Genomic DNA, 17251 nt, shown 5'->3' with positions numbered 1-17251 from the left:
GAATGGATCACATCAATGATCAAGTAAGAGTGGCCGTTGTACAAGCGTCCCCTGTCATTATGGACCTTTATAAAACACTTGAAAAAGTCCGGCTTTTAACAACTGATGCTGCGAAAAGGGGAGCAAAATTAGTTTTATTTCCGGAGGCATATATACCAGCATATCCGAGAGGAATGACATTTGGAACGGTGGTAGGGAGCCGGTCGTCTAAAGGAAGGGAAGATTGGTGTCGGTATTGGGAAAATTCGATCTTTGTTCCTAGTAAAGAAACGGAAGTATTAGGCTCCATTGCAAAAGATAATAGTGTGTATCTTGTTATTGGAGTGATTGAAAAAGAACAATTATCCGGCACCCTTTATTGCACTGTGCTTTATTTTAGTCCGGACGGTACGTTGTTAGGAAAACATCGTAAACTCAAACCGACTGCATCAGAAAGAATTATTTGGGGAGAGGGAGATGGAAGTACGCTTCCTGTTTTTGATACTTCAATAGGTAAAATAGGCGCTTTGATCTGTTGGGAAAATTATATGCCGCTTGCCCGTATGGCAATGTACAGCAAGGGTGTTGAACTATATCTTATGCCGACTGCAGATGCTAGAGAAGTTTGGCAATCTACGATTCGACATATTGCCCTGGAAGGAAGATGTTTTGTTTTATCATGCAATCAATTTGTGACAAAAAATATGTATCCAACAGATTTGGCTTGTTATGACGAACTGGAGTCAGAACCTGAGATCATGAGCAACGGAGGAAGTGCTATTATCAGTCCGCTGGGTGAATATATCGTTGGACCGGTTTACGGAAAAGAGGACATTCTTATTGCGGATTTAGATTTAAGAGACATTGTTAAAAGCCGTTTCGATTTTGACGTGAATGGCCATTATTCTCGGCCTGATGTCTTTCAGCTAGCAATAAATGAAGCTAGAAAGACAAATGTTAAATGGGATTAAACGAACAGATTAACTGGCTGCTAATTCTTTTTTACCAATTCTAAATTTTTTAAAAAATGATATTGACAGCTTTGTTGACCATGGTTTAAATTTATATCAAATAAAGTTCATGGATTGGTTGGATTATTCCCCGCCATGTTTGTTCACAAAATTAAATATTTTCATTCGTATTCTTATCAAGAGAGGTGGAGGGACTGGCCCATTGAAGCCTCGGCAACAGACTTTAAAGTACTGTGCCAATTCCAGCAAGCGTAAGCTTGAAAGATAAGAAGAGAAAAGAATTGTATTCTTTACCCTCTTCTTATCTAAGAAGAGGTTTTATTTTTGAAGATAAAACCAACTATACACATAGGAATTCGGGGGTATTGTTGAATTGAAAGGTTTGCAAAATGTTTGCAATTGAACACCAAAGGCAATTTTTAGATAAGGAATGGTCATGTAACCCTTGGTGTTCTTGTATAAGTTAAAAAAACAAAAAAATGGAGGAATGTTTCATGGCAACTATTATACAGGCAGCTATTAAAAATTTCAATTCTGGCTAATACAGGACAGTTTATCGGAGTCTTCATCAAAAATACCGTGATTTAAAGAAAATACTTAGAAATAGATTTTAAGTATTTATATTTAATTTAAGGGGGCTGCTATGAAACAATTAGATGAAGAGAAAATAAAGTATATACTGTCAAAGTTAGACAAACTGGAATATGGCTGTATAGTAATTACCGTACATGATAGTGATATTACGCAAATCGATATTACCGAAAAGAAACGGTTTCCTCTTGTGAAAAATAGGAAACTTGAAGCAAAAAAATAAGCAAAAATTTTTCAAAATTCAATCAATAAAGGAGTAGAGATTTATGGCAAAAGTAGTTATTATTTCAGGGGCAACTTCAGAAAATTCAAGATTGAACGGGATCGAACTGGAGGTGGAAGCTTTCTTGACCCGCCAAAGGATTGAGTATGAGCAAATCAAAGTGCGTGAGTTGCCGCCGGAAGATTTAATTTACGGAAAATTTGATAGTCCTGAAATCGTAAAAGCCAATAAGAAAGTAGAAAGTGCTGATGCTGTTATCGTGTTGACACCTGTTTATAAAGCATCCTTTACGGGTGTGTTAAAAACATATTTAGACTTGCTTCCTCAAAAAGGATTTGCAAATAAAATTATCTTGCCTCTCGTGATTGGCGGAACATACGGACATCTTCTTGTAATTGATTATGCATTAAAACCAGTCTTGTCTGCTCTGGGAGCAACAACCATTTTAAGTGGTGTTTACACGCTTGATTCCCAAGTTGAACGGATTGGCGATCATCAGTTTCAGTTGGATACGGAAATTCATGAAAGATTGCAAAAAGCGTTAACCGAACTTTCCGGACAGTTGGCACAAGTAAAGCTGAATTGATTGGCTCAATAAATTTCTTTTGTTATAATTGATAGCACTTTTCAAACGAAATATGGTTATAAAAAGGCTGGCTTATATGCAAAAGGGTCTGACCCCTCCAAAGACAAATGTAAATAGAGTTGTCATTTGTGGAGGGATTCAGACTCTTATGAGCCAGTCTCTTTTTCTGTTGAAAAGGGGCGGAGCTGTGCTATCAAAAATAAAAATTCCAACTTATCTTTAGCAAGATACATATTTTGGCTTTGTAATTTTTTGAGCTTGGCTCCGCTCACACCGCCTTATTTTGTTGGTTTTGTTTTTAGAATGAACCCTATTTCCATGCTAGGGTTGGGAGTTTAAAACTCATGCTCGTTTTCTATATGCTGATATCTCTTTTTTCGAAAAAGACAAACGTAATGATGATGAAAACGACATAGTATACAGTCAAAATTCCTAAAGATTCAGGTAATGTGATATCTTGAAGGATCTTATCCTGAAGTGCATAAATGGTTAAATCCAGGTGCGGGAAGATCAAGAACTTTACCCATTCGTATTTTTCAGCTAATACAACGTTGTAGCCGCCCAGTGTAGTGGAAAAAAATAGAACAAATATCCCGATGCCGACGGCGAGTGCCTGGTTTTTAAACAGTGTTGAAAGCATGAATGAAATGGTCATAATGATAAATAAACCAGGAAGGTAATAAAGCATTTTTAAAAAGAACTGGGTGCCTACAATCACTTCTTTCTGTCCAGCAATGCTCGGTTCAATAATTTTTGCATGAAAATCACCGCTGCCAAACAAGATCAATCCAACTAAATACCCTGATACGATTAACGTCAGAACAAGCAACAGGGAGTAGATAATTACAGCAAAATATTTAGCAAGAAGAATAGCCCATCTTTTGTGCGGCCTGATTAACAATTGCTTAATGGTGCCATCAGAGAATTCAGCAGATACATTTGCACTGCAGACAATGACGGCAAAAAGCGTGACAAGGGAGTTGATTCCTGTTACGACGCTATTCATATAATGCCAGTTGCTTTTGGCGTTCGGATTCACATTTTTATCCAAATATTGCTGATTTTGCTTGAATTGATCTTGGATCCAACTTTTCTCTTCGTCAGGAGCACTTTTTAATTGTTTTTCAAGCTGCTGTATATCTGCCTCAATTTCTTCCCGCCAATTTTTCTTTGGCTCAGGCACTACCTTTTGATAGATGATTCCGCTGATTATACAAGCAGCCAGGATGATGAGTTGCGAAAATTGCAAAAAAACTTTTCAGAAAAAAAAACGAAAATGATACTCTCAATCTTATATTGTAAATTTAGTAACGATAGTGGTACATTTTATTTAATTACATATATTGCAAGCAACAGGAGAAAAAGAAATGAAAAAGATTGATCAATTACATCAGTGTAAATGGATGATCATTTTATGTCTTGTTATCTTATTAGAGATATTTGAAAAGCTGTTATCAATCCTTCTTCCTTCTCAAGGGATTGTCTATCATATATTTGATATTTTTTATAGTCTTGCTAAGATCATGCTGCTGTTGTTTTTGCTCGGGCTGATTTATAAAACAACAAAAGAGCTCCGCCAAAGCAAGCAAAAATTAAATAGTATTTTTGATACTTTGGATGTTGCGATATGGTCTCACGATTTAAAGTCCGACATTTTACTCATCACTCAGGGGATTGAAAAACTGTACGGTCGCTCTTTAAACGAATTTTATCAAGACCATAATCTCTGGAAAAAAGTAATTTTTCCGGAAGACCGATATGTTTTAGATGAAAGAGAACAGAAACTTTTGGCGGGGGAACCTGTTACGAGTGTATACCGAATTATCCGCCCAGATGGAGAAGTTCGCTGGATCCAAGACCGGGGAATCCCAAAGCTGGATGAAAACGGTGCATTTGTGGATTTTACCAGTGTCTTGTTTGACATTACCGACCGAAAAGAAAGTGAGGACCGGTATAGAAGCTTAGTGGAGATGTCACCGGATATTATTGCTGTTATTAGCAATGAGAAAATCGACTATATAAATGAAGCCGGCTGCAAGCTTGTTGGAGCATCCAGACCCGATGAAATCATTGGTCAATCGATCTTTAAATTCACAGATCCAAAAGAAATTAATTATATAAGAAAACTTATTCAGGACATTTTTGATAAAAAATCAACAAAACGATTTGAGTTTCAAGTATTTGGACTTGATGGCCATTCCATTGAAGTAGAAATGTCCACAATGCCAATACAGTATGAAGGCAGACGTGCCATTCAGATCGTCGGCAGAGATATCACTGAACGAAAGCGAGCAGAAAAAACAATCCATAAGATGGCTTTTTATGATGCGCTGACTGGTCTTCCTAATCGTAATAAGTTAAGGCAGCATTTGAACAAATTATTAACCAATCCGGGAAATCAAATGTTGGCTGTACTATTTTTAGACCTCGATCGCTTTAAAATTATTAATGATACAAAAGGGCATTCAACAGGGGACCTATTATTGCAAAAAGTAGCGAAACGGTTAAAGAGCGCCGTTCCATCCGACGGCCTGGTTTCCCGCTTGGGCGGAGATGAATTCATCATATTAATAGAAGATATTGATAAGAAAAAAGTGACAGAAATTGCGAAACGAATCCTTGATGCATTTCACGCACCAATTGAAATTGATCAGCAGGAATTTTTTGTGACTCCAAGTATCGGCATAAGCATCTATCCTACAGATGGTGAAGATGAAGAAACGTTAATTAAATATGCGGATACCGCCATGTACCTGGCGAAAGAACGAGGAAAAAACAATTTCCAATTTTATAGTTCGAATCTCGATGATCTGACTTCACGTAAGATGGAGATTGAGAATGGCTTAAGAAAAGCACTGGAACAGAATCAGCTGATGCTTCATTATCAGCCGCAAGTCGAATTAGCGACCGGAAAAATTGTTGGAGTCGAGGCGTTAATTCGTTGGAAGCATCATGAGCTTGGAATGATTTCTCCGTCCGAATTTATCCCGCTTGCAGAGGAAACGGGGCTAATTGTTCCGCTTGGAAAATGGGTTTTAAGAGAAGCGTGTGAACAAAATAAGGCATGGCAAAATAGCGGATTACCGCCGATTCCAATTGCCGTTAATATTTCTGTTCGACAATTCCAAGATGAACAATTTGTCGATTTTATCATGAATACATTGGATCAAGTTGGTCTTGATCCACATTATTTGGAATTAGAAATAACGGAAAGTATTATGCAAAATATAGAAAAATCTACTATTATTTTAAATCAATTAAAGGAGCTGGGGGTCAAATTATCAATCGATGACTTTGGAACGGGATATTCTTCCTTAAGCTACTTAAAACATCTTCCAATCGACAAACTTAAGATTGATAAGTCATTTGTGGATGATATTATCCATCATATGAATCAAGGTGCTATTGTAAAGACCATCATAGATATGGGGCATAATTTGCAATATACAGTTATAGCAGAAGGAATTGAAAAAGAAGAACAAGTGAAGTTCTTACGAGAGAATTCATGTAAGATTGGCCAAGGATATTTTTTCAGCAAACCTTTGCCACCGGAAAAAATGCTTGAGCTTATAAAAAGTGAGCATGATTTTAAACTTTTGAATTCATATTGTGCAACAAATTTAGATATTGCTGAAAATGGAACAAACTCATAAGGGTCTGACTTCCTCCAACTATGACAATAGATAAAAGGGTTTATTTTTGTAACGGAGGGGTCTGACCCTTTGATCATTGACGAGAATTATTTTAATCTTGAAATTTTTGTTTGTAATGAGACAAGGCTAGCAGAGGGAAGATGTAGCGGTAGCTATGGTAGTGTATGTAGAATCCTCCTGCGATTACCTGTCCTTTCGGGTAAGAAATGGTCCAAACATTTTTTTCGAACGACTTAAGTAAAAATTTTATACCAGCTTGAATACCTGGTGTCGGCTGGTCTGCGGCAGCGATAAGCGCATCTACAGCCCAGGCTGTATCGATTAATGTGCTTGCACCGAGAGGGATGTAGGTATTCATAATATCGCTTTTGCACGACTCTCCCCAGCCGCCATCATGATTTTGGATTTTATATAGCCAATTGACTGCTTTTTGAATCGATTGGTGATGGGATGAGACACCGGATGCAATCAATCCGGTTAAAGCCGCCCACGTCCCGTATATAAAGCAAATCCCCCAGCGTCCATACCAGGATCCATCCTTTTCTTGGTTATTTATAAGCCAATTTACACCTCTTTTCATTGATGGATGATTTTTCGATAAATTGGTGTATGCCCCGAAAAATTCCAGAGTCCTTCCTGTTAGATCCGCGGTGCTAGGGTCAGTGAGCAAAAATTTTCCTCCTTCAATCGGGAGATGATTCAATATTTTTTTGTTCACATTTTTTTCAAAGGCTGGCCAGCCGCCGTCATCATTTTGCATTGAGAATAGCCAATTAATTCCTCTTTCCCAAGCTCGTTGAAAGTGAGGTTCTTGACGAACAAGTTTGGAAATAGCTCTTAGGGATGATGTGGTATCATCTATATCGGGGTGCAGCGTGTTGATATCTGCAAATCCCCAACCTCCAGGCAAAACATTGGGACTATGGACCATCCAATCTCCATATTTATCATGCTGCCGTTGCAGCAAATAACGGTTTGCGCCTGATACCACGGGTTCAGATGGGGTAATTCCTGCTTTCTGCAGGGCGAAACTGATTAAGGAAGTATTCCACACTGTTGCGGTTGTATATTGCATGTGAGTATGGCCGTTAATTAGGCACTTCATCTCTTTTAACCCCGTGACAGCTTTCAAAATAATCGGATCTTTTTTTGAGTATCCAAGTGAAAGCAAAGCAAAAATCATTAGAAATGTGGAACTGAAGTAGCCATAAAAAGTTCCGTCGGGTTCAATCCGGTCAAGCATATATTGCTTGGCGCGTTCGATGGCGAGCGAGTGAATGTGCATCGGCAAACCTATGAAACTTTTCATTCCCTCTTCAAAAATCGTAAAAAGTGACTTCCATTCCTGAGTTCTTCTCCAACGAAAGAAATCATCCGCTCTTGAATGAAACAAATTCGAAAGGTTTGGACTCCTCTTAGTTCGTTTACTGTATTTTTTGTCAGCCACAATCAGAATGGGAGCAAGATTGACTCTCCCGTAGACGGAAAAATCGAAAAAATTGACAGGGAAGGAAAGCGGCAAGAGGACGATTTCAACTGGAATTGGAAATAATGGCGGCCAAGGGTATTGTCCAGTTAAGGAAAGCATGATTTTTGTGAACATATGGGAATTTTCGATGCCGCCCTTTGATAAAATAAACCGTTCTGCCGTTCGAAGCCTTTTATCATCCTTTTCATAATAACCTGAATAAAGAAGTGAATAATAGGCTTCAACCGTAGCGGATAAATTTCCATCACCTTCATCATAAAAGAGCTTCCAAGCACCGTTTTCCTCTTGTTTGCTTATAATTCTCTCGGTTAACTTACGAATTAATTCTTCATCATTTATTTCCAGCGTCCTTAATAAAATGATCATATATGCATCTGTCGAGATCCCCGTTTCAAACGGGTATTGCCAGGAGCCATCTGGAGCCTGGTCACTTTTTAACTTATCAACAATACGGCGTATCATAGCTTCTGTATTAAGTTGCACCACTCGCATCCATCTCCCTTTTCGAAATCTTACTTTATCTATACATATTTTGGCTGGAAAAAAGAATGCATGGGGGAGGCGAACAACGATTTTTTTCCAAACATTCAAATGGAAAAAACTGCAGCTCTCCGATACTCTGCTTGAAATAAAGGAAGATTTAAAGAAAAAGAGTAAGGCTAAAAAGGCTTATTCAAAATTAACGAAGGAAGAAGAACTACTTTTGCAGCAAATTCGGATAAAAACAAATGAACGGAATGTTAACAACGTAACAAGAACGAAAGCATACCTCGATTTTTATCGGCTCTATCCGGAAATTCACTGGGCATTCCTTGGACATATGGTATCAAGAAACGGGGGATGGAATATGACAGATTTAAGGGGTGATATGCTTTCGCGGCTGTTGAACGAAAAAATAAGGAGAGACTTCTTTGGGTTTTTAGAAAGGGGAAACTGGCTGATTTTTCAGGATGCCTATCCGCAGTTCTTGATTTATGAAGAATCCATGAAACGAAATCAAAACATGTTTTATTTGCTTCCTTTTTTAAACATATCGATCTTTATGGAAACGATCTGGGAGAACTTTTGGCAATACCGGGACAGCTATTTGTTAACCATCGCGCTTATTATTAATGAACAAAGCTATTTAGAAAAACGGATCGTCCAGAATCCTTTTTATAAGGATAAGGTTTTTCAAACGCTTGAGTTCAAACTTCAGGACCTTCTTTCTTTCAATCATATATTGTTTCCTTATGAGGGAAAGATGCCTGGAAAATCTGCTTTCATCGGACAGACCCTTCACCATTTTAATTCCTTAAACGAACGGATCTTGCTCGGTAAACGTCTCTACCGATTGCTTTTTCAAGATATGAATCAATTGGATAAAGTCAAAAGTTGGGCGATCAGCCACCCGCATACTGGTTCACGAAAGGATTATTGGCCAGACATTTTTAATGATATAAACGAAGGCTTGCCGGGAGCTAGATTTACACGGCGGCTCAAACATTGCCGGCTGCGGCAAGGAGCTCACCGGTTATATAGTCCCAGACTTGAATATGCTTGGAAAAATGTTGACCATCAGGATGCGGAAACCGGAGATTGGTTTCATGATTGGAGAGTTATTGATTATTTGCAAGAACAAGAGAAAAATATAAATGGAGAGATCACAAATGATTACTGCGAAACACTCGAAAAACTTGAACTTGCCGCACTTGCCAAAAAAACGATCTTTATATAACAAACTCTTATCCTATTTTCCTTCAATTGTATTTGCTTCTTGGGCAGGAACTTATTTAGACCTTTATTTTGTTGGTAAAAATCTATATGAATTTCCTGTTCGGCCTCTTTCTGAAATCTTTTCCATCAACATTGCCTTTACATTGATCGGACTTCCAATCATAACGGCGATCTTTTTATTTTTTGCAAAAAGAATAGAAGGATGGAGAAGATGGGGATTAATGATTGTTGGAAGTGCTGTTGCGTCCATGGGCGAAAGGTTGTCTGAATACTCGGGTTTCTTTCTTCATACTGAGGAATGGAACCATAGTTATTCTTTTTTTGGTTATCTGTTGTTTCTGGTAATGATTTGGAATGTATTTAAATGGACGAATATTGGGTTAAGCAAAAAAATGTCTTAATCAGTTTGCAACGGAAACGATTTTGATTGTTAAACGAACAAGCAACATAAATTTTAATTAGGTGTTTTCTCATTTTGTTTTTTTGAATTTTATTAGTTTAATCGTTTATACAATTTCTTGTAGACAAACATATTCTACAAATATGGGAATATAAAAGATCTTTAACTGTTTCTTTACGAATGGAAGGTACAGGTAAGGTTTTAATACTTAAACTTGTTGCAAAGGAGGATTATTTATCTCAATGGAAAAAAGACGGACAAGACCCTTAAGAGGTTTTTGTATTTTTCCTGGCTATAAGTGGTGCGGACCTGGCTGCAGCGGTCCTGGTGCTCCAATTAACGATGTAGATGCTTGTTGTAAAGCACATGACTATTGTTATCGTAAATATGGTTCATCATGTAGATGTGACCGTTCATTTCTTGATTGTCTGCGTCCGAAAGTCAATTCTTATAGCCAAAAGGGTAGACAGGCTGCGATTATGTATAATTATATGAAATTAAAATATCGATTTACATGTACATTTTTTAAGTAAAATTCTAAATGCTGGCAGTTGCCGGCTTTTTCAGGCAGGATAATCGAGAGCCTTGCCTTCTGTATTACATGATGCACTTTAACACTTTTACGCTTTTATGCTTTACCCTATTGAATGAATATTCCGAAATTGTTATAATAAAATTAGTTATATTTTCATAGGTTTTGACCCCCAACATTGAGGCTGTCTCTAAAGGGTCTGACCCCATGTGTATTATCAATATATAGCACATTTATCCAACATTATGTCCTATATATTGTGTTATGGGGTCTGACCCTCAGGATTTTGAGACGGCCTCTTTTTTTATACACTGGAATTAAATTAGATCATGATTGTAGTCCCATCAAACTTTCTGAAGGAGAAACCGGCAAAATTCTCATTGTAAGTCTTTTTAAAATCTTGAAGGATTCCGATGGCGGCTGCTTCACCCAATTTAAGTCCCTCAAATCCGTCTGATCGCCAGTGAACTCCTGCAGTATCACGTCCAATGGAGATATTTGAGGCAAGTTTATTTAGTTCCCCGCCAATCGTTAATGGCGAACCGTCATATGGAAGAAGCGATAGACCGTCAGAACTGGATTCAACAGGGGCTGGTATTACAAACGATTCCTTAAAAAACGCTTTCATCATCGTGACCCCTGCACCAACTATACATGCATGGCCGGCAGGATAAGAAGGATGGGTTGGACATCCTTCTGGATAGGCTAATGGCAGCAAATAACTTTTATACTTGCTAAATACATGGGATATGACTTTTGATTCAGTAAGTTCTTTGTTGATTGGATAATTGCTGGCTTTTGTCATATGGTTGTGCAAATGTCCTCCAAACTCCTCGGGTCTTAGGCGGCGGTGAACGAGCCATTTCTGGAACCAGGAGGCACTAAGTGCTGACCTAGCTGCCCTTGAAATCAAATCAAGTATATGAGGACCACCAAATGTGATGAAGCCATCCTCGGTAGTTGAACCGTTATAAGGATTAGTTTCGTTCAATGCTTCTTTTCCATAACTGAGCAAAATTAAACAAGCATTAAGACAAGACTGGAAAGTAAAATCTTGATGGACCCACATACTCAAATCACGGCCATTTCGAATAAAACGAGGAGTAGGATCAAGTTTATTTTTTTTGGATGTTTTGACGCCGTTTTGAACATTCAGCCATTCATCATATAAGGTCAAGTGATCATCTCCGGCGATTGTTGTACGATATCGCTGGATGATGGTGCTTGGTCCATAGGGAATATCTTTCCATAAAAACTGCGAGATATAAGGTCCTTCCTTGTCACCTGGTGTATTCCCTCGGAACAAAGTGCCTGTTGTAATCTTCCCTTTTTCTTTTGGTCCGCGAAAATCCGAAAACGTTGAAAGATCTGAGGCAGCTTCAAGGGTAAGTTCATTTGTATCGTAGTCTGAAAAAGGTACATCACGGGTTAGTGCCTGCCAATACACTTCCGCCGCCTCGCTTGCAATCCATGAACTAGAAAATGCAGGTGGTTCAATGATAACCAAATGGTGAGAATCGGGACCAACTAGATCATATGCATAAGCGGACTGAGGATTTGAGAGCTTTGCTGACCCTCCCATAGGTATTGAAGCAAAATTCTCCGGGTCACCGGTCGATAATGACTTGATCAGAGCTTTATATGCTTTTTGGTCCACCAAACCGAGGTTATTATGTGGCAGCCCTTTTGAATAATTTCCGATTTTATTTGGAAACAAATCTTCATCACCATTACTTGGATGGGATGGAAGAGGAAGATTTTTTTGATAACTTGCTGCATTTTTCCGAATTTTATATGCCGCTTCCCGGCGTTGCAGAGCACTTAACGGTCCGATTTCAGCTGAATCGATCTCTTTTAAGTTCGAGCTTTCGTCTACTTTCGATTTCTTTTTAGGTTTATCTTTATTTTTTGACATAAAATCACCTTTTTTCTTATTTTGATGAATTGTATCCGGTGCCGCGTTTTGTTTGATTTCCTAAGTTCTTATTGTTCAAACTTCTTATAGTGTATTCATTTCTATTTATTTGACTTGGGTTTCCCTACTATAGTGATTGTCCATTTTTTTGTGGAAAAGGGGCGGATCTGCGCTAACTTCGCTTACACATCCTTTATCATGTTGGTTATGTTCTAAAAATGAAACCTATTTCAATAGTAGGGCTGGGAACAAAACCTATGAAAGTTTTCTGTTGCCATTGAATAGTTATTTATAAAGCGGACATGCATAGAAGCATTGAATATCGTTTTCCCTAGAAAACTTAAAAATAAATCTAGCTGATTGAACTAAATGAAAATAAGTAAGGTGATTGTTATCATTCAACAATTTGCGGCTATTGTTATCGGAAGTATGTTAATAGGCTTCGGCATTAATGGTTTTTTGGTTCCTCACCATTTATTGGATGGGGGAATTGTTGGCGTTGCATTAATTCTTCATTATTACTTCCACGTTCAAACAGGATTGTGTATGATTGTTCTGAGCATACCTCTTTGCTTATTTGCATGGTATTTAGAACGAAATTATTTTTTCAGCAGCTTTCATGGTTTGATGGTCTCCTCATTTTTTATCGACTGGCTCTCTCCCTTGCAATCTCAATTCCCACTTCCTATTCTAGTAAGTTCTTTACTGGGCGGAGTGATTAATGGCGTTGGATTCGGGCTCATGCTTCGTTTTGAAACAAGTACGGCCGGAACTGATTTAATCGCACAAATGTTATCGAAAACATTTACTCTAAATATTGGAGTCATTATTTTTTTGATTGATGGGCTTGTTGCGGTATTAGGTTTTCAAGCATTGGGGTTTAAAAGCTTTTTTTATTCGTGTATAACTATAATTACAGTTGGTGTGGTAACATCAATGATTGTGAAAAATAATGATCAGTCACATAATTATTAACAGCGCGGTTTACGGCTTGAACAGAGCCAATTTTTTATTCATTCAATTGGAAATAATAAAATATGAAAGATATCATTATAGTAAAATAAATAATTAAAAAATTTTCAGAAAAGTAATTGAATTCCTAAATTAAATATGATAGCTTTATTATACTTATTTATAATGAAGCCTAAACTTCAAAAATAAATGAGAAAAAAGCTGAGCCTTCATCAGGAGAAAAAGATGAACTTAAAAGATATTATTCAACAAAACTACTTCAAGTTATCAAAAGGACAGCAAAAGGTAGCTAAATATTTAATCGAAAATCCTAAGGAATTTGCAGTAAGGAATGCCGAGGAAATTGGGTTTCAAGTAGGGGTTAGTGAAACTACTGTTATCCGATTCTGTTACGCTATTCAACTGTCCGGATTTTCTGAACTAAAAAAAATTGTACGTGAGCAGCTACTATTCAGAGAAAGTAGTCTTGGTCAATTCTTTTCAGAGAAAATGGAATGGGTAGACAAGCCGCATTTTTTTGTAAAAGTAATGGAAAGGGATCGTCAACTTATTCAGGAAACGATCAAGACCATAAGTGAAAAGGATTATGAACTTGCAGTCGAAAAATTGGCACAGGTTGAGCACGTTTATATTTCAGGATTTAGGACGTCGTTTTCTGCGGCGCATTGGTTCGCTTTCACACTTGGATTAGCAAGAGAAAACGTCAAGCTCATCAGAAAGGAAACTGATGACATATTCTCGATCATTTCAAGTATGAATAAAAACTCGCTTCTGGTATCTATTTCCTTTCATCGTTATTTAAAGGAAACGCTTAAGATAGCCGAAATGGCCAAGGGGCAAGGTGCCTATGTGATAGGAATTACTGATTCACCGTTCGCTCCGATCCGAGAGTTCGCCGATCTTGTTTTTCCAATTTATCGTTCCAACAGATCAACAATTGATGCCGCTCCGGCATTGATTTCTTTTATTAATGCGTTGGTTGCAGGCGTGACGGTCCGCAATCCTGACAGGTTTAAAAGAAGGAAAGAACAATATGAAAACTTAAATTTAGAATCTTTTTTTTATTATAGTGATTCTTAGGGGAGTAAGAAAATGAAAGAGTATCTGGAAGAATTGAAACCAATTATTTATCCGGTATTTGAGTATTTGCATAGTAATCCTGAAGTAAGCTGGCAAGAATATAAGACAACAGAATTTATCCGGGCATTATTGGAGGAAAAGGGTTTTAAGGTAGTAACATTTGTTGATTGCCCCGGTCTTGTTGTTGAGGTGGGATGCGGGGATGTTTGTGTTGGACTAAGAACGGATATGGATGCTCTTTGGCAGGAAGTAAACGGAACATTTCAGGCAAACCATTCGTGCGGGCATGATGCTCATATGACTATGGTGATAGGAGTCATGCTCCTTTTGCAAAAAATAGGGTTCCCTTCAAACGGAAAACTGAAGTTTATTTTTCAGCCGGCTGAAGAAAAGGGAACGGGTGCGTTAAAATTGATTGAAAAAGGCGTACTAGACGATGTTGATTATTTATATGGCGTACATCTTCGCCCGGAACAGGAAATAGGCGACGGACAAGCATGTCCTGCCATTTACCATGGTGCAGCCAAATTTATAGCTGGGGAGATCATTGGAGAGGATGCCCACGGGGCAAGGCCGCACCTCGGTCAAAATTCGATTGAAATCGGCGCTTCGCTTGTAAATGAAATAAAGAAAATTAATTTGGATCCGATGGTCCCGTACTCGGCGAAGATGACGAAATTTCATGCGGGAGGCGACTCCGGTAATATTATTCCAGGCAAAGCTTCGTTTAGCATCGATTTGCGGGCACAGACGAACAAAGCATTGGAAGAATTGACGGAAAAAATCGAGAAAGTTGTAAAAGCCATTTCAAGCTTATATGGAGTAGAAATCCGGCTCGAAACAAAGGCAACAGTTGCAGCTGCAGAAGTGCACGAGGAAGCTATGCAAAATATGAAAAAAGCAATTCTCGATACAATTGGCAAACATAATTTGAAAGAACCGGCTGTTACTGCCGGCGGGGAGGATTTCCATTTTTATTCCTTAAAAAAACCCCAAGTAAAAGCGACAATGCTTGGACTGGGCTGCGGATTAATTCCCGGTCTTCACCATCCAAATATGACATTTAACCGGGAAGCAATATTTACAGGCATTGAAATTCTTGCGAAAACGATCATTAATACATTTGAATTGCGGAAAGAAGGACATCATTATGAGTTCCGCTGTTGAAATAAGGGTCTTAAAGAGCAATCATGAACTGCGGCAAGTTCAAGTGCTTGAAAAAGAAGTTTGGAACACTGACCCGATCCCACTTCACCAGACGATCACAGCTTCACAAAATGGCGGCCTCTTACTTGGGGCTTTTATCGACGGCAATATGGTTGGATTCAGTTACAGTTTTCCGGGATTTCGCCACGGAAAAAGCTATTTATGTTCCCATATGCTTGGCATTCATCCTGATTTTCAGGAGCAAGGAATTGGTGCGAGGCTGAAAGCGGAACAAAAACAATTTGCTAGTAAGATGGGGTATAATTTAATTACTTGGACGTATGACCCGCTTGAGAGCAGGAACGCTTATTTAAATTTAACGAAGCTGCACGCTGTCTGTTCAACCTATATTGAAAATTGCTATGGGGAAATGGAAGACAGTTTAAACAGCGGACTTCCGAGCGACCGTTTTAAAGTTGAGTGGTGGATTAATAGCTCCTATGTCTCTGAACCGAAAGCCATCCATGCAGCAAATGCACGGCATATATTTCACTGGGATATGACAGAACTCTCTTTTCCGAAACTAATGGATATTAAAGACGGATTATCCAGCGTTCGAGAAAGCAATCAACCGTTGTATGTTCCGGTTCCAGCGAATTTTCAGGCTCTAAAAAACAAGGATGGCAAACTTGCGCTTGACTGGCGCTACAAGACAAGACAAATATTTCAAACCTTATTTACTTCCGGATATGCTGCTGTTTCACTTGTTAAAGGTGAAACAGCAGCTGTTTGCTATTATTTGCTCGTAAAGCGGGAATTGTTGGATCTGGATTAATTAAAAAAAGGTGAGTCAAATGAAACTAACAAAGATAACATTACGACATCTGAAAATGAGATTGAAATCCCCGTTTACAACAAGCTTCGGATCCTTTCAGGATAAAGAATTCCTTTTGCTCGAAGCCTTTAATGAAAACGGAATGAGCGGCTGGGGGGAGTCTGTTGCGTTCGATACGCCGTGGTACAATGAAGAAACAGTAAAAACGAACTGGCATATGCTTGAAGATTTTCTAATTCCGGCAGTCTTGAATAAAGAAATCAACCACCCTGATGAAGTGTCGGACATTTTTTCATTCATACGAAAAAATAATATGGCAAAATCTACTGTTGAAGGAGCAGTATGGGACTTATATGCAAAAGAAAAGGGAATGCCGCTTGCCGCTGCACTTGGCGGAAACAAAGAAAAAATCGAGGTCGGAATCTCGATCGGCATCCAAGATACGGTTGACGACCTCCTTCGTTTAATTGATGGCTATGTGAATGAAGGCTATAAACGGATGAAAGTCAAAATTAAGCCTGGATGGGATGTTGACGTGATAAGAGAAATACGGAAACGTTTCCCAGACGTTCCGCTAATGGCAGATGCCAATTCAGCCTACACCCTTGAAGATATAGATCTTTTAAAAGCGATTGATGAATTTAACTTAATGATGATTGAGCAGCCTTTGGCCGCGGATGATATTGTCGACCATGCCCGATTGCAAAAAGAAATCGAAACTCCGGTCTGTCTGGATGAAAGCATTCATTCTTATGAGGATGCCAGAAAAGCGATTGAATTAGGCAGCTGCAAAATTATTAATATTAAAATCGGGCGTGTCGGCGGTTTGTCTGAATCTAAAAGGATTCATGATCTTTGCCGGGAACACGGACTTCCGGTTTGGTGCGGCGGTATGCTTGAATCTGGAATCGGCAGGGCTCATAATATTGCATTGACAACGTTGGATCATTTTCTTCTGCCGGGTGATACAGCCGGTTCTTCACGATATTGGGAACGGGATATTATCGAACCTGAAGTTGTTGTAGAGGACGGCTGGATTGTAGTTACCGACAAACCTGGAATCGGCTATGAGCCCAATTATGACATAATTAAAGAATTTACTGTTTTCGAGAAATCTTTTACATAATATACAGCTTCGGTTTCCTGTTCACTTATTAATTTGA

The 17251-nt window shown here is 38.5% G+C and carries 15 protein-coding genes and 1 riboswitch; of the genes, 12 read left to right on the top strand and 3 right to left on the bottom strand.

Features of this window, described 5'->3' with window-relative positions; all coding sequences use genetic code 11:
* The first annotated feature begins 2 nt into the window (after nt 1-2).
* The 3 genes from BMMGA3_RS08720 to ssuE all read left to right on the top strand — a co-directional run bounded on the left by BMMGA3_RS08720 (nt 3) and on the right by ssuE (nt 2350).
* Nucleotides 3-950, top strand: a complete 948-nt coding sequence (locus BMMGA3_RS08720; protein WP_004434422.1) for a carbon-nitrogen hydrolase family protein — start codon at nt 3-5, stop codon at nt 948-950.
* Nucleotides 951-1120: 170 nt separating this feature from the next.
* Nucleotides 1121-1221, top strand: a riboswitch (SAM riboswitch).
* Between the two features lie 372 nt (nt 1222-1593).
* A complete protein-coding gene (locus BMMGA3_RS17325) occupies nt 1594-1764 on the top strand; it encodes a YezD family protein (protein ID WP_004434421.1) in 171 nt (56 codons plus the stop codon).
* A gap of 43 nt (nt 1765-1807) precedes the next feature.
* On the top strand, nt 1808-2350 hold the full coding sequence (gene ssuE / locus BMMGA3_RS08715; protein WP_004434420.1) for an NADPH-dependent FMN reductase: 543 nt from the start codon (nt 1808-1810) through the stop codon (nt 2348-2350).
* Nucleotides 2351-2705: 355 nt separating this feature from the next.
* Here the strand turns inward: ssuE and BMMGA3_RS08710 are convergent, their stop codons facing one another.
* Nucleotides 2706-3599 (bottom strand): ABC transporter permease, encoded by an 894-nt coding sequence (locus BMMGA3_RS08710; RefSeq protein WP_004434418.1) that lies wholly within the window; start codon nt 3597-3599, stop codon nt 2706-2708.
* 118 nt (nt 3600-3717) lie between these two features.
* Between BMMGA3_RS08710 and BMMGA3_RS08705 the strand changes: the two genes are divergently transcribed.
* A complete protein-coding gene (locus BMMGA3_RS08705) occupies nt 3718-6003 on the top strand; it encodes a sensor domain-containing protein (RefSeq protein ID WP_004434417.1) in 2286 nt (761 codons plus the stop codon).
* A 91-nt stretch (nt 6004-6094) separates the two neighbouring features.
* Here BMMGA3_RS08705 and shc read toward each other — a convergent pair whose 3' ends face one another.
* Complete coding sequence (shc, locus tag BMMGA3_RS08700) at nt 6095-7984, bottom strand: squalene--hopene cyclase (RefSeq protein WP_034669209.1); 1890 nt, start codon at nt 7982-7984, stop codon at nt 6095-6097.
* 40 nt (nt 7985-8024) lie between these two features.
* Here shc and BMMGA3_RS08695 point away from each other — a divergent pair, with 40 nt between their 5' ends.
* From BMMGA3_RS08695 to BMMGA3_RS17320, 3 genes are all read left to right on the top strand, one after another.
* Complete coding sequence (locus BMMGA3_RS08695) at nt 8025-9209, top strand: DUF2515 domain-containing protein (RefSeq protein ID WP_004434415.1); 1185 nt, start codon at nt 8025-8027, stop codon at nt 9207-9209.
* A complete protein-coding gene (locus BMMGA3_RS08690) occupies nt 9142-9609 on the top strand; it encodes a CBO0543 family protein (RefSeq protein ID WP_004434414.1) in 468 nt (155 codons plus the stop codon). The genes BMMGA3_RS08695 and BMMGA3_RS08690 overlap by 68 nt, the downstream gene beginning before the upstream one ends.
* Nucleotides 9610-9850: 241 nt before the next feature.
* Nucleotides 9851-10141: a phospholipase A2 family protein gene (locus BMMGA3_RS17320; RefSeq protein ID WP_081485671.1), complete on the top strand. Its 291-nt coding sequence runs from the start codon at nt 9851-9853 to the stop codon at nt 10139-10141.
* A 321-nt stretch (nt 10142-10462) separates the two neighbouring features.
* On the opposite strand, the gene BMMGA3_RS08685 is transcribed toward BMMGA3_RS17320, so the two are convergent.
* Entirely contained in the window at nt 10463-12055 is a 1593-nt protein-coding gene (locus tag BMMGA3_RS08685; RefSeq protein WP_004434413.1) for a vanadium-dependent haloperoxidase, read from the bottom strand.
* A gap of 369 nt (nt 12056-12424) precedes the next feature.
* Here BMMGA3_RS08685 and BMMGA3_RS08680 point away from each other — a divergent pair, with 369 nt between their 5' ends.
* The 5 genes from BMMGA3_RS08680 to menC all read left to right on the top strand — a co-directional run bounded on the left by BMMGA3_RS08680 (nt 12425) and on the right by menC (nt 17214).
* Nucleotides 12425-13030, top strand: coding sequence for a YitT family protein (locus tag BMMGA3_RS08680; RefSeq protein ID WP_004434411.1), 606 nt, complete (start codon nt 12425-12427; stop codon nt 13028-13030).
* Between the two features lie 222 nt (nt 13031-13252).
* On the top strand, nt 13253-14107 hold the full coding sequence (locus BMMGA3_RS08675) for a MurR/RpiR family transcriptional regulator (RefSeq protein WP_004434409.1): 855 nt from the start codon (nt 13253-13255) through the stop codon (nt 14105-14107).
* Nucleotides 14108-14119: 12 nt separating this feature from the next.
* Nucleotides 14120-15274 (top strand): M20 peptidase aminoacylase family protein, encoded by a 1155-nt coding sequence (locus tag BMMGA3_RS08670; protein WP_004434407.1) that lies wholly within the window; start codon nt 14120-14122, stop codon nt 15272-15274.
* Complete coding sequence (locus BMMGA3_RS08665; protein ID WP_004434406.1) at nt 15258-16088, top strand: GNAT family N-acetyltransferase; 831 nt, start codon at nt 15258-15260, stop codon at nt 16086-16088. Before BMMGA3_RS08670 ends, BMMGA3_RS08665 begins: the two co-directional genes overlap by 17 nt.
* A 19-nt stretch (nt 16089-16107) precedes the next feature.
* Nucleotides 16108-17214, top strand: a complete 1107-nt coding sequence (gene menC, locus BMMGA3_RS08660) for an o-succinylbenzoate synthase (protein ID WP_004434405.1) — start codon at nt 16108-16110, stop codon at nt 17212-17214.
* Nucleotides 17215-17251: the final 37 nt, after the last annotated feature.

This window comes from Bacillus methanolicus MGA3, from assembly GCF_000724485.1.
GTDB classification, from domain to species: domain Bacteria; phylum Bacillota; class Bacilli; order Bacillales; family Cytobacillaceae; genus Bacillus_Z; species Bacillus_Z methanolicus_A.
The sequence above is the reverse complement of the archived record's forward strand: the minus strand, read 5'-3'. Positions and strand labels throughout refer to the sequence as shown.